This window comes from uncultured Corynebacterium sp. (assembly GCF_902782855.1).
Taxonomy (GTDB): domain Bacteria; phylum Actinomycetota; class Actinomycetes; order Mycobacteriales; family Mycobacteriaceae; genus Corynebacterium.
This window is the reverse complement of sequence record NZ_CACZOO010000098.1, coordinates 1-13,407: the sequence shown is the minus strand read 5'-3', so window position 1 is coordinate 13,407 and position 13,407 is coordinate 1. Positions and strand designations below refer to the sequence as shown.

The 13,407-nt window shown below is 69.9% G+C and carries 11 protein-coding genes; all 11 read left to right on the top strand.

What is annotated here, in order from left to right:
- Positions 1–96 precede the first annotated feature (96 nt).
- The 11 genes from QZV72_RS04630 to sepF all read left to right on the top strand — a co-directional run bounded on the left by QZV72_RS04630 (position 97) and on the right by sepF (position 13,325).
- Positions 97–1,629 (top strand): UDP-N-acetylmuramoyl-L-alanyl-D-glutamate--2,6-diaminopimelate ligase, encoded by a 1,533-nt coding sequence (locus QZV72_RS04630; protein WP_297005826.1) that lies wholly within the window; start codon positions 97–99, stop codon positions 1,627–1,629.
- A complete protein-coding gene (gene murF / locus QZV72_RS04625; protein ID WP_297005825.1) occupies positions 1,626–3,155 on the top strand; it encodes a UDP-N-acetylmuramoyl-tripeptide--D-alanyl-D-alanine ligase in 1,530 nt (509 codons plus the stop codon). Before QZV72_RS04630 ends, murF begins: the two co-directional genes overlap by 4 nt.
- A 12-nt stretch (positions 3,156–3,167) precedes the next feature.
- On the top strand, positions 3,168–4,268 hold the full coding sequence (gene mraY, locus QZV72_RS04620) for a phospho-N-acetylmuramoyl-pentapeptide-transferase (RefSeq protein WP_297005823.1): 1,101 nt from the start codon (positions 3,168–3,170) through the stop codon (positions 4,266–4,268).
- Positions 4,269–4,280: 12 nt separating this feature from the next.
- A complete protein-coding gene (murD, locus tag QZV72_RS04615; RefSeq protein ID WP_297005822.1) occupies positions 4,281–5,702 on the top strand; it encodes a UDP-N-acetylmuramoyl-L-alanine--D-glutamate ligase in 1,422 nt (473 codons plus the stop codon).
- 13 nt (positions 5,703–5,715) lie between these two features.
- Positions 5,716–7,302 carry an FtsW/RodA/SpoVE family cell cycle protein gene (locus QZV72_RS04610; protein WP_297005820.1) on the top strand — a complete coding sequence of 529 codons (1,587 nt, stop codon included), beginning with the start codon at positions 5,716–5,718 and terminating at the stop codon, positions 7,300–7,302.
- Complete coding sequence (murG, locus tag QZV72_RS04605; RefSeq protein WP_297005818.1) at positions 7,299–8,411, top strand: undecaprenyldiphospho-muramoylpentapeptide beta-N-acetylglucosaminyltransferase; 1,113 nt, start codon at positions 7,299–7,301, stop codon at positions 8,409–8,411. The genes QZV72_RS04610 and murG overlap by 4 nt, the downstream gene beginning before the upstream one ends.
- A gap of 3 nt (positions 8,412–8,414) precedes the next feature.
- Positions 8,415–9,905, top strand: a complete 1,491-nt coding sequence (murC, locus tag QZV72_RS04600) for a UDP-N-acetylmuramate--L-alanine ligase (protein WP_297005816.1) — start codon at positions 8,415–8,417, stop codon at positions 9,903–9,905.
- A gap of 5 nt (positions 9,906–9,910) precedes the next feature.
- The gene (locus tag QZV72_RS04595) at positions 9,911–10,588 is read left to right on the top strand and encodes a cell division protein FtsQ/DivIB (protein WP_297005815.1); all 678 of its coding nucleotides are present in this window, start codon (positions 9,911–9,913) and stop codon (positions 10,586–10,588) included.
- Positions 10,589–10,729: 141 nt separating this feature from the next.
- Positions 10,730–11,977: a cell division protein FtsZ gene (gene ftsZ / locus QZV72_RS04590; RefSeq protein ID WP_297005814.1), complete on the top strand. Its 1,248-nt coding sequence runs from the start codon at positions 10,730–10,732 to the stop codon at positions 11,975–11,977.
- Entirely contained in the window at positions 11,952–12,722 is a 771-nt protein-coding gene (gene pgeF, locus QZV72_RS04585; protein ID WP_297005812.1) for a peptidoglycan editing factor PgeF, read from the top strand. The genes ftsZ and pgeF overlap by 26 nt, the downstream gene beginning before the upstream one ends.
- 51 nt (positions 12,723–12,773) lie before the next feature.
- A complete protein-coding gene (gene sepF, locus QZV72_RS04580) occupies positions 12,774–13,325 on the top strand; it encodes a cell division protein SepF (RefSeq protein WP_297005810.1) in 552 nt (183 codons plus the stop codon).
- Positions 13,326–13,407: the final 82 nt, after the last annotated feature.

Sequence of the window (13,407 nt, the reverse complement as noted above, 5' to 3'; positions counted from 1 at the left end):
GACGGCGGCACCCCGACTCATCCTGGAGGCCCAGTGACTGTGAACCGACCGACCCTCGCCCGTCTCGCGGAGCTGACCGGTGGGCGCCTGGTCTCCGTGGACGGCACACCGGCTACGACGGACCAGGGTCTTCTGACCGTCGCGACGGCAGCCATCGATGCCCGCGACGTCCCCGCCGACGGACTGTTCATGGCGGTGCCCGGTACCCGTGACCACGGTGCGCGTTTCGCCACCCAGTCCGCCGGTCGCAGCGTGCTCACCGATGAGGAGGGCCTCGGTGTACTCGCTGCGGGTCCCTGGAAAGGCACCGTCCTCGTCGTCGACGACTGCCGTCGCTGGCTCGGCCCGGTCGCCGCGGAGATCCACGGGCACCCGTCCCGCGACATGACGGTCATCGGCGTGACCGGTACCAGCGGCAAGACCACGACCACCTACATGATGGAGCGGGCCCTGCTGGGGCACCGGCACGTCGGTCTCATCGGTACGACCGGCACCCGCATCGACGGCCGGCGGATCCCCACCTCACTGACCACGCCGGAGGCCCCGACCCTGCAGGCGTTGTTCGCCCGCATGCGGGACGAGGGGGTGACCCATGTCGTGATGGAGGTGTCCTCCCACGCCCTCGTCCTCGGCCGGGTCCGCGGCGTCGACGTCGACGTCGCCGGGTTCACCAACCTCTCCCAGGACCACCTGGACTTCCACCCGACGATGGAGGACTACTTCAACGCGAAGTCGCTGCTGTTCACCGAAGCGCAGGATCCTGCCGGTGATCTTCCGGTGCCGGTCGTCTGTGTCGACGACGACTGGGGTCGGCGCCTCGCAACCCGCACCGGGGGCGCCACGGTCACCGTCGCCACCGCCGGCGAGCAGGCGACATGGCAGGTCACCGACGTCGCCGTGCGCTCTGACGGGACCCAGCACGTCACCGTGGCGACCCCGTCCGGTCCGGTGGAGTTCGACCTGTCGGTCCCCGGCGCCTTCAACGTCGCCAACGCGACCATCGCGCTGGCGACCCTCGTGGCCGCCGGGGAGGATGTCGCGATCGCCGGGCGGTTCGGCGGGGTGCGGGTCCCGGGCCGGATGGAGAGGATCTCCGGAACATCGCCGGAGACCACCGTCGATTTCCTCGCCCTCGTGGACTACGCGCACAAGCCCGGTGCCGTGACCGCGGTACTCGACACCCTCAACGGCCAACTGGACCGTGCCGCGTCCGCGACCAGCGGTCGTCCGCGCGGGAGACTCGGCATCGTCCTCGGCGCCGGCGGCAACCGTGACCACGAGAAGCGCCCGAAGATGGGGGCCGCCGCCGCTGCGGCGGCCGACCTCGTCATCGTCACCGACGACAATCCCCGTGACGAGGACCCCGCGACCATCCGTGCCGCCGTCCTGGCCGGTGCCCACGATGCGGCGGCCCGCCGCTCCGACGGCCGCACGCCGACGATCCACGAGATCGGTGACCGTGCCGAAGCGATCAGGGCAGCGGTGGCGTGGGCCGGCCCCGGCGACGTCGTCGTCGTGGCGGGCAAGGGTCATGAGTCCGGGCAGATCATCGGGGACACCGTCATCGACTTCGACGACCGGGTCGAACTCGGCGCCGCACTCACGGAACTCAAGGAGTCTGAAGCATGATCGAACTGACCGCAGGTGAGATCGCCGGGGTGACCGGCGGGACCCTGGTCGACGGTGCCGACCCGGACACGGTGGTGACCGGTCCGGTGGAGTTCGACTCGCGCCGTGTCACCCCGGGCAGCATCTACATGGCACTGCCCGGTGCCCGCGTCGACGGCCATGACTTCGTGGGCCCCGCCCTCGACGCCGGGGCGTCGCTGGTGCTCGCCGGAAAGCCCACCGGCCTGCCTGAACTGCTGTGTGCCCCGGTCGACGTCGGGGAGGAGGCCGGGGAACCGGCACAGCGCAACGCGTCCTACCTCGACAACGACTCCGACGGGCTGGGGGAGCGGGTCATCGCCGCGGTGTCCCGGCTCGCGCGGCACAGCACCGATGTCCTTGTCGCAGAAAACGGTCTCACGGTGATCGGGGTGACCGGCTCAGCGGGCAAGACCTCCACCAAGGACCTTCTCGGGGCAGTGTTCTCCCGTGACGGTGAGACCGTCGCGCCGCCCGGTAGCCTCAACAACGAGATCGGCCACCCGTACACCGTGCTCAAGGCGGGCAGAACGACGAAGTACCTCGTCGCCGAGATGTCCGCACGCGGCCAGGGGCACATCGCCCACCTGGCGAGGATCGCTCCGCCGCGCATCGGCGTGGTCCTCAACGTCGGGACCGCCCATCTCGGGGAATTCGGTTCCCGTGAGGGCATCGCCCGGGCCAAGGGCGAGCTTGTCGAGGCACTGCCCGTCGCCGCTGACGGCGGCGTGGCGGTCCTCAACGCCGACGACGATCTAGTCCGTGGCATGGCGTCACGCACCGCTGCCCGGGTCGTGTACTACTCCGCCGGGCAGGGGGCGCACGGGGACGCGGACTACCGGGCCTCGGACATCACCCTCGACGAGGTCGCCCGGGCGTCCTTCGTCCTGCACCACCCGAAGGGGGAGCCCGTGAGGGTGCGCCTCGGTGTCTTCGGCGCGCACAATGTCGCCAACGCCCTGGCGGCCGCTGCCGCTGCCATCGAGTGCGGGCTGCCCCCGTCCGAGGTCGCGGCAGCCCTCACCGGCTACACCGCCGCCAGCGCCAACCGCATGGACGTGCGGACCCGCGACGACGGGCTGACCGTCATCAACGACTCCTACAATGCCAACCCTGACTCGATGCGGGCCGGCATCGACGCGCTGGCTCACGCCGCGTCGACCCGGCCCGGCCACGAGTCCTGGGCTGTGCTCGGCCAGATGGCGGAGCTCGGTGAGGACGCCGTCGACGAACACACCGGCATCGGCGCCTACCTCGCCGGGCGCGGCATCGACCGGCTCGTCGTCATCGGCCGCGGCGTCAACCAGGACGCCCTGGCTGCGGCCGGTGCAGCCCACGGACTCCGGACCCGGCAGGTCGACAACATCGACGGTGCGCTCGCCGCCCTCTCCGCCGTTCCGCCCCACCCCGGGGACGTCGTCCTCGTCAAGGCGTCCTACTCTGACGGACTGTGGCGCGTGGCCGAAGGCCTCCACGCCGCCCCCACCCACACCTCCCACGCAAGGTAACCGACACATCCCATGATGCAGATCATCGTCGCAGCGGCAGTCTCGTTCTTCGTCGCCATCTTCCTCACCCCGGTCCTCATCAGACGGTTCTCCGCCGAAGGCCTCGGACAGGAGATCCGTGAGGAAGGGCCCAAGTCGCACCTGCGCAAGCGCGGCACCCCGACCATGGGCGGTATCGCCATCCTCGTCGGAATCACCGTCGGCTACCTCGTCGCGGCCATCGTCGGGCTGGCCACCAACGGCACCGGGCCCGGCGTCTCGGGCTGGCTTGTCCTCGGCCTCACCCTCGCCCTCGGCGGGGTAGGATTCGCCGACGACTACATCAAGCTGGTCATGGGACGCAACCTCGGGCTCAACGCCCGGGCGAAGCTTGCCCTGCAGCTCATCATCGCGGTCGTCTTCGGCATCCTCATCCTGCAGTTCCCGAATTCCGCCGACCTCACCCCGGCGTCCACCAAACTGTCTTTCATCCGTGACATCAACACCTTCGACCTGAAGATCGGGGGCGCGGTGATCGGCACGATCATCTTCCTGGTCTTCATCTACATCGTCATCTCCGCCTGGTCGAACGCGGTGAACCTCACCGACGGGCTCGACGGACTGGCAGCCGGCGTCACCGGTATAGTGCTGGTCGCCTATGTGGTGATGACCTTCTGGCAGTTCCGCAACTCGTGTTCCGCCGACGCCGCCGTGAGCTGTTACCAGGTGCGGGATCCGTTGGACCTGGCGATGCTCGCCGGCGCCGGTCTCGGCGGCTGCCTCGGCTTCCTGTGGTGGAATGCCGCGCCCGCGAAGATCTTCATGGGTGACACCGGTTCCCTGGCCCTCGGCGGCCTCGTCGCCGGCCTGTCCGTCACCTCCCGCACCGAGCTGCTCATGATCGTCGTCGCCTTCCTCTTCGTCATGGAGGCCGCCAGCGTGGTCATCCAGGTCGGGTCGTTCAAGACCACGGGCCGCCGGGTATTCCGTATGGCACCGTTCCACCACCACTTCGAGCAGGGCGGCTGGGCGGAGACCACGGTCGTGGTCCGGTTCTGGCTGCTCTCCGCACTCTTCGCCATGGGCGGGGTCGCGCTGTTCTACAGCGAGTGGCTCCGCGGCGCCGGTATCTAGGAGGCACGGACCGTGACCATCATCGAAGCTCTCTCGTCCGGACGGGTACTCGCCGCGGGTGCCGGCGTGGCAGGTGCCGGGGTCGCACGGATGCTCGCGCCGCTGGGCTGCACCGTCACCGTCGCCGACGACGACATGCGGCGGTGCGGGGACCTCGCTGCGCGGACCGGTGCGCTCGCGGTGACCGTCGCCACCGCACACGCGGCCCTTGCGGACACCGACCTCGTCGTCACCTCGCCGGGCTGGCGGCCGGATTCCCCGCTGCTCGTCGCCGCCGCAGACGCGGGAGTCCCGGTCATCGGCGACATCGACGCCGCCTGGCTGGCGGACCGGGCCGGCCTCTTCGGGGCGCCGCGGACCTGGCTCGCCGTCACCGGCACCAACGGAAAGACCACCACCACCGCCATGCTCGCCGCCATGCTCGCCGCGGGCGGTCGGTCGGTCGCCGCCGTCGGTAACATCGGTACCCCGCCGGGGGACGCCCTGCTCGCTGAGCCGAGGGTTGACGTGCTCGCCGCCGAGGTCTCCAGTTTCCAGTTGCACTGGGCCCCGCACTTCGCCCCGGACGCCGGCTGTGTCCTCAACCTCGCCGATGACCACCTTGACTGGCACGGCTCCTTCGCCGCCTACGCCGCGGACAAGGCGCGCGTCCTGACCGGGGAAGTGCCGGTCCTGGCGGTGGATGATTCCGCCGTACTCGACAGTGTGCGGGACACCGGGCTTCTCGCCGGTGAACACCGCGCCGTCACCGTCGGCGACCCGGCCGACGATCCCACGGGGGCCACCGTGGTCACCGGGGTGCGTGACGGCCGGATCGTCGAACTGGAGGCGGTGTCTGGCGACCTGACCGACCTCGCCGCGGCCACCGGGATCTCCCCCGCGGGCCCGGCGGGGGTGGCTGACGCAGTCGCGGCCGCCGCACTGGCCCGCGTGGCCGGCGTCGCCCCCGGCGCCGTGGCCGGGGCCCTGGCGGGTTTCACCGTCGCCGCCCACCGTGGTCAGGTCGTCGCGAGTGTCGACGGCGTGGACTGGGTCGACAATTCCAAGGCCACCAACCCGCACGCCGCGGAGGCGGCGCTGCGTGGGCTGACCGACGTCATCTGGGTCGCCGGCGGACAGCTCAAGGGTGCCGCCGTCGACGGCCTTGTCGCCGCGGTGGCCCCTTCGCTCAAGGCTGTGGTGCTGCTCGGCGTGGATCGTGGGATCCTCGCCGCCGAGCTGGCGGCCACGGCACCGGAGATCCCGGTGACCGTGGTGGACACCACTGCCCCGGACGTCGCCATGGCAGAGGTTGTCGCGGCGGCGCGGTACGCCGCGAACCGGGGGGACACGGTCGTTCTGGCCCCCGCCGCGGCGTCCCTCGACATGTATCCTGGTATGTCCCGGCGCGGGGACCTTTTCGCCAGGTACGCCCGCGAATCGACACCGAAGTGAGGACGGGACGCAGATGAGTGACCGTACAACGACACGGCGGGCGTCCGGCGGCGACCCCGGTGCGCCCCGTCATCTGCCCCGGGACCGGCAGTCCGGGCCTGTCACCGCGTCCCCGTGGCACGGATTACGGGAGAAGTGGCGTCGGCTGCTCGACTCGCCGCAGCTCGACTACAAGGTGATCATGCTGGTCACCGGGATCCTCGTGGTGCTGGGACTCATCGTCTCCCTGTCGTCGTCGATGGTGTCCGCGCGTGGTGACGCCGGCGACGGCAGTGTCTTCTCCCAGTTCCGGCGGCAGGCACTCATCGTGCTCATCGGTCTGGTGGTCATGTGGGGTGCTCTGTGGGTCCGGCCGGCCAGGATCCGGGCCTGGGCACCGGGTCTGTTGTTCGTTGCGGTGGGGTTGCTGCTCCTCGTGCTCGTCATCGGTGTCGGTGACGACATCGGTTCACGCTCCTGGATCGCCCTGGGCCCGCTGTCCTTCCAGCCTTCGGAGATCGCCAAGCTCGCACTGTCGGTGTGGGGTGCCGCGGCGGTGGCGGTGCACTCCCGGCGCAGTCGGGACATCAAGGACGGGCTCGGACCCTTCATTCTGGTGTCCGGCGCCATTCTCGTTCTCGTCTATCTCCAGCACGACCTGGGCATGATGCTCTCCCTCGCCCTGGTGTTCCTCTCACTGCTGGTGTTCAGTGGCGTCGCGGGCCGGGTCATCGGAGTCGCCGCCGGCGTCATCGCCGTCATCGGTGCGTTGGCCATCACCGCGATGAGTTACCGTTCCGACCGCATCAGCACCTGGTTCAACGCCCTGCGACTCGACTTCGACGACGAGGCAGGCCAGGCGGCCGCCTTCCAGGCCCGGCAGGGGCTGTACTCCCTTTCCGACGGCGGTCTTCTGGGTGTCGGCCCCGGTCAGTCCCGCGCCAAGTGGAACTACCTGCCGGAGGCGACCAACGACTTCGTCTTCGCCATCATCGGTGAGGAACTGGGGATTATCGGCGCCGGCGCCGTGGTCGTCCTCTTCGCGATCCTGGGCTGGTTCGGCATCCGTACCGCGTCGAAGCAGACCGACCCTTTCCTCCGTCTCCTCGCCGCCACGCTCACCGCGGGCATTGTCGGTCAGGCCTTCTACAACATCGGCTACGTGTGTGGACTGCTCCCGGTCACCGGGGTGCAGCTCCCGCTCCTGTCGGCCGGCGGTACGTCGGCGGTGATCACCCTGGGTACCCTGGGCCTGCTGGCCAACTGTGCCCGGCATGAGCCGGAGACCGTCTCCTCGATGCAGCATGAGGGGCGTCCCTGGATCGACCGGGTCCTCCTGCTGCGGGAGCCTACGCCGTACACCTCCGGCGCCGAGCACCGGGAGCAGGTGCGCCCTCAGCCCCGCCGGTACGGTGATCCGGTGACCCACCGCGCCTCCCCGCGCTCCGGGGATCTCGCTGAGCGCCGACGGCTGCCGGGCGACGGCAGGGAGCGCAGGGACACGCGCAGCCGGGACCGTCGGGCAGGGTACCGTGATACCCCGGAGCGCGGTGACCCGCACCGGTCCCGCCAGCCACGTCAGAACCGCACCGATGAGCCCAGGAGGCGTCCCCGTCCGTGAACGAGTCATCCCAGTCATCCCGGCCCCTGTCCGTTGTCCTCGCCGGTGGCGGGACCGCCGGGCACATCGAGCCGGCACTCGCCGTCGCTGAGGCACTACGCAAGGTGCGACCCGGCATCCGGGTGACCGCGCTGGGCACGGAACGGGGTCTCGAGACCCGGCTGGTTCCGGAGCGGGGCGTCGAACTCGCCCTCATCCCCGCAGTGCCGGTCCCCCGGAAGATCAACCGGGACCTCTTCACTTTCCCGTTCCGGCTCATCGGCGCGCTGCGTCGCACCCGCCGCACCCTGAAGGATCTCGACGCCGACGTCGTCATCGGCTTCGGCGGATACGTCTCCGGCCCGGCCTACCTCGCCGCGAGATCGGCGGGGATCCCCACTGTCGTCCATGAGGCGAACGCGCGGACCGGTATGGCCAACCGACTCGGATCCGCTCTCGGCGCCCGCGTCCTGGAGGCCGTGGAGGGCTCCGGGCTCAAGGGTGCCGAGGTCGTCGGTATCCCCGTCAGACAGTCACTGCTGGAGCTCGACCGCGCCGCCCTCCGGGCGGAGGCCCGGGAGTTCTTCGGCCTTGACCCGCATGCGCCGGTCCTGCTCGTCACCGGCGGCAGCCAGGGAGCGGCGTCCATCAACGACGCCGTCAGCGGTGCCGCCCGGACACTCGGCGACGCCGGGATCGGCGTCCTCCACGCCTACGGCCGGAAGAACAGTGTCCACGTCGACCGGGTCGACGGTGCGCCGGCCTACGTGGCTGTGCCCTACATCGACCGGATGGACCTCGCGCTGGCTGCTGCGGACATGGTGCTGTGCAGGTCAGGTGCGATGACCGTCGCGGAGATCTCCTCCTGCGGCCTTCCCGCCGTGTACGTGCCCCTGCCTCACGGGAACGGGGAGCAGGAGCTCAACGCCCGTCCCGTCGTCGCCGCCGGTGGCGGTGTCATCGTGAAGGACGCCGAGCTCGATCCCGGTCGGGTGGCACGTGAGGTCGTTCCGTTGCTGCGCGACACCGACCGTCTCGCCGCCGCCGGTGAGGCCGCCCGCGGTGCCGGGCACCGGGACGCCGCCGACCGTATCGCCACCGTCGTCATCGAGACCGCACGCAGGAAGTAGACCATGAACTCGAACACCATCACCTCCGTCGACCAGCTGCGGCGGGTGCACATGGTCGGTATCGGCGGCGCCGGTATGTCCGGAATCGCCCGTATCCTGCTTGACCGCGGCATCACCGTGAGTGGTTCCGACATGAAGGAGTCCCGGGTGGTCCTCGCCCTGCGTGCCGCAGGTGCGGTGATCTCGGTCGGTCATGACGCCGCGAACCTGACCTCCGGTGGGGGGCTGCCCGATGCGGTCGTCATCTCCTTCGCCGCCATCCCCGAAGACAACCCCGAGCTTGTCGCGGCCCGGAGCAGGGGGATTCCACTGCTGCGCCGCAGTGACGTGCTCGCTCTGCTCATGGCTGACCGGCGTGCGGTCCTGCTCTCCGGAACCCACGGCAAGACCTCCACCACCTCGATGGCGGTCGTGGGTCTGCAGGCTGCGGGCATGGACCCGTCCTTCGCCATCGGCGGACAGCTCAACCGGGCCGGCACGAACGCCCACCACGGTACCGGGGACGTCTTCGTCGCCGAGGCCGACGAGTCCGACGGGTCCTTCCTGTCCTACTCACCGACCATCGCCGTGGTCACCAACATCGAGGCCGACCACCTTGACTTCTACGGCACCGAGGGCGCCTACCACGAGGTCTTCGGGACCTTCGCGGAGCGTGTCGTCCCCGGCGGATTCCTCGTGACGTGTGTGGATGACCGCGGGGCCGCAGAGCTCGCCGAGCGGGTCGTCGCCGGCGAGGTTCGGCTCGCCGAGGGTGCCCGGGTGCTGGGGTACGGCACCGCTGCGGCGTTCGCCGACCACCCGACGGTGCCGGAGGGGGCGGTTGTCCTCGGCATCACGACCACCGCGGACGGCGGGTCACAGGCCACGGTCCGTTTCCCCGGGGCGGGGGAGGATGCGCCCCGTACCGTCAGCGTGCGGACACCGGGTCGGCACATGCTGCTCAATGCCACCGCCGCTGTGCTGGCAGGTGCACTGGTCGGTGCCGAACTCGACGAGGTCGTGGAGGGCGTCGCCGCTTTCGACGGGGTGCGCCGCCGCTTCGAGTACCACGGTACCGCCGGCGGGGTCGAGGTCTACGACGACTACGCCCACCACCCGACCGAGGTCCGCGCCGTACTCCGCGCCGCCCGGGACAAGGTCGCCGCCCGCGCCGCCGCCGACGGGGTGGTGGGCCGGGTCATCGTCGTTTTCCAGCCCCACCTCTACTCCCGGACCATGACTTTCGCCGACGAGTTCGCCGAGGCGCTGTCGCTGGCGGACACGGCGGTGGTGCTCGACATCTACGGTGCGCGGGAGGACCCGGTGGAGGGCGTGTCCAGCCGGATCATCACCGACCGCATGACGGTACCGGTGGTCTTCGAGCCCCGCTTCAGTGATGTTCCGCAGCGCGTGGCGGAGGTCGCCCGCCCCGGAGATGTCGTGCTCACCGTCGGTGCCGGTACTGTCACCATGCTCGCCGATGAGATTCTGCGGCGACTGGGCGGGGAGGTCTGATACCCGTGGCACGGAACAGGAGGCCCCGTCCGCGGTGGCTGCTGCCCACGGTGGCGGTGGTCATCGTCGTGGCGGTCGGGCTGGTGCTCGCCAGCCGGTTCCTCACCGTCAGGGAGGTACAGGTCGACGGCATCGTGAATCAGGACCGGACGGCCGTGCAGGACGCCTCGGGCGTCGACGAGGGCGACCGGATGGCCGGTGTCGACACCGGTTCGGCGGCTGCCGCGGTCTCTGTCCTGCCCTGGGTGGACACCGTCACCGTCTCACGGTCGTGGCCGTCGACAGTGAAGATCACCGTCACAGAGCACACGGCGGTCGGCGTCCTCGACGACGGGGGCACCCCGGTTGTCGTCGACACCGAGGGCCGGCAGTTCCTCCGGGATGCGCGACCGCCGGGCGCGACACCGATGCGGGTGAGCGCGTCGGACCAGGCGTCCGTCACGGCCGCGGCGCAGGTACTGGCGGCACTCGACCGGATGGACCCCGCCTTCCGGTCCGGGGTCACGGAGGTCGATGCCCCGGCCGCGGACAGCGTCATCCTGAGGTTCGGCGACGACCGGGAGGTGTTCTGGGGCACCTCCGACCGGGCCGACGAGAAGGCTGAGGCCACCAGGGTCGTCCTCACACGCGAGGGCGCACACTGGAATGTCTCGAATCCGACGCAGCCGGCGGTCCGGCAGTAGTACCCGCAACCCTCAACCTTGAGTTGAGGGATACGACACGCCACGGAAGATGTTCCGTGAATTATGCCCCGTGTCCCCCAAGATGGGATCCACGAGCGAGGGCCTGAACAGCAGAAGATCAGCACAGGGAGAACACGCAACATGAGCGACTTTGACAACCACATCGCCAAGATCACCGTGGTCGGTGTGGGCGGCGGCGGCGTGAACGCCGTCAACCGGATGATCGAGGCGAACCTCCAGGGGGTGGAGTTCGTGGCGATCAACACTGACGCGCAGGCGCTGATGTTCACCGACGCGGACTCGAAGCTCGACATCGGCAGGGAGAAGACCCGTGGTCTCGGTGCCGGGGCCAACCCGGAGGTCGGCCGCGCCGCCGCCGAGGACAGCCGGGATCAGATCGAGGAAATGCTGGAAGGCTCCGACATGGTCTTCGTGACCTGTGGTGAGGGCGGTGGAACCGGTACGGGCGCTGCGCCCGTGGTCGCGCAGATCGCCAAGAAGCAGGGCGCCCTGACCGTCGGCATCGTCACCAGACCCTTCGGTTTCGAGGGGCGGAAACGCGCCAAGCAGGCGCTGGAGGGCATTGACGCCCTCAAGGAGGTCTGCGATACCCTCATCGTCATCCCCAACGACAGTCTGCTGAAGAACAGTGACCCGTCGCTGCAGCTCATGGAGGCTTTCCGTCTCGCCGACGAGGTGCTGCACTCCGGTGTCGAGGGCATCACCAAGCTCATCACCACCCCGGGCATGATCAACGTCGACTTCGCTGACGTCCGCTCGGTGATGACCGACGCCGGGTCGGCCCTCATGGGCGTCGGTGTGGCCCGTGGGGACAACCGGGCCAAGGAGGCCGCCCAGGCGGCGATCAACTCCCCGCTGCTGGAATCCACCATGGAGGGGGCGACCGGAGTCCTGCTGTCCTTCGCCGGTGGCGGTGACCTGGGCCTGTTCGAGGTCAACGAGGCGGCGTCACTCGTCGAGGAGCTCGCTGACGAAGACGCCAACATCATCTTCGGCACCATCGTCGACGACTCCCTCGGGGACGAGGTCCGGGTGACGGTCATCGCCACCGGTTTCGATGACTCCGCCAATGTCACCACTCTGCCGAGCCGCGGCCAGCACCGGGCACCGGACCCGGTGGCCGCCGAGGCGCCCGTCGAGCCGGCCCCGGCACGGGAGGCCCGGGAATTCGAGCCGCTGCAGGGGATCTTCGGCCAGGAGGCCGCCCCTGAGCGGCCACGGAGGGTCGTCCCCGCCGGCCCCGCGGGACGCCCGTCCCATGAGAACGAGGGACTGTTCACCCCGCATGAGGACACCCGCGACGGACGGGGCGTCGGTCGTCGCGAAGATCCGGAGGAAGATCTTGATCTCCCCGACTTCTTCAACTGACTCCGGCGGCCGTGACGGTGGTGGGGGCCGAAGGGTCCGCAAGATCGTCACCGACCGCAACGGAGGCGTGTCCGGCGGCGTATACGGCAGCTTCAACCTCGGCGACCATGTCGGGGACGACCCGGCCGCCGTCGCCGCGAACCGGGCCCGCCTGGCGTCCCTGCTCTCGCTCCCGGTCGACCGGATGGTCTACATGGAGCAGGTGCATTCCCCGAACGTCACCGAGGTCACCGGCGAACTGCTCGACGGTCTCGCCGGCGCTCCGGTCGAACTGACCGACGCCCTGGTCACGACGTTGCCCGGTGTGGCGCTGGTCGTGCTCACCGCCGACTGTGTGCCTGTCCTGCTCTCAGACGGGGAGGCGGGTGTGGTCGCGGCCGTGCACGCCGGACGGACCGGTGCGCGCAACGGCATCGTCCCGAGGGCCGTGGCGGCGATGACGGATCTGGGGGCCTCCCCGTCCCGGATCCACGCCCTCCTCGGCGCCGCGGCGGCGGGGGAGGACTACGAGGTTCCCGAGGCGATGGCCGCCGACGTGGAGTCCCGGCTCCCCGGTTCCCGGACCGTCACCCGGTCCGGCACCTCGGGGCTCGACATCCGGGCCGGGATCACCCGTCAACTGCTGGGGCTCGGCGTACGCTCGATCGACGCGGACCCGCGCAGTACCGTGGCCGAACAGGACTTCTTCTCCTACCGGCGGGAAGGGACCACCGGCCGTCAGGCCTCGGTGGTCTGGATGTCCTGACACCGGTACCTTTGACCCAGAGAACGACGAGCGACGAAAGTGAGAGAGACCATGGCAGAGGGATTCATCGAGAAGACCAAGGGCTTCTTCGGCTTCGGTGCTATCGACAGCTTCGACGACCGCGACTATCCCCGGGACGGGTTCGACGATTACCGGGAGGACGACCGTCGTCCCGGGCAGGAGGACCGCTATGCGACGTCGCCGGGGCGGCACGCTGATCCGGACTCCGGTCGTGAGCACGGTCGCTACCCCCGCCCGGAGAGTGAGCGTGTCCCCGGCGCCCGCCCTCCCGCCGTCGTGGCGTCGGCCGCGGTCCCCGCGCGTACTCCTGAGCTCGTCATCGTGGCCGTCCGCGAGTACCGCGACGTCAGCAGGGTCACCCCGGAGTACCGGCGGGGCGACATCGTCGGTTTCAACCTCAGTGACCTCGATAAAGCGGAGGGGCTGCAGTTCCTCGCCTTCATCGGTGGTCTGGCGGCCGGCCTCGACGGAAAGGTAGAGAAGATCAGCGGTTCCCGCAACTTCGCTCTACTGCCCGCAGGGACGCGACTGACCCTGGACCAGAGGGACACCCTCGAGTCCCGACTGTCCGGGGAGCGGTAGCAGACCGTGGCAACTGTGCTCTATGTCCTCGCTCTCGTCCTCCGCGTGTACTGGTTCATCCTGCTGGGGCGTGTGATCGTCG

Bases quoted from the DNA above. Each gene is read 5' to 3' on its own strand.
- QZV72_RS04610 (WP_297005820.1), top strand. From the start codon at position 5,716: ATGAGTGACCGTACAACGACACGGCGGGCGTCCGGCGGCGACCCCGGT.
- mraY (WP_297005823.1), top strand. From the start codon at position 3,168: ATGATGCAGATCATCGTCGCAGCGGCAGTCTCGTTCTTCGTCGCCATC.
- murF (WP_297005825.1), top strand. From the start codon at position 1,626: ATGATCGAACTGACCGCAGGTGAGATCGCCGGGGTGACCGGCGGGACC.
- murC (WP_297005816.1), top strand. From the start codon at position 8,415: ATGAACTCGAACACCATCACCTCCGTCGACCAGCTGCGGCGGGTGCAC.
- sepF (WP_297005810.1), top strand. From the start codon at position 12,774: ATGGCAGAGGGATTCATCGAGAAGACCAAGGGCTTCTTCGGCTTCGGT.
- ftsZ (WP_297005814.1), top strand. From the start codon at position 10,730: ATGAGCGACTTTGACAACCACATCGCCAAGATCACCGTGGTCGGTGTG.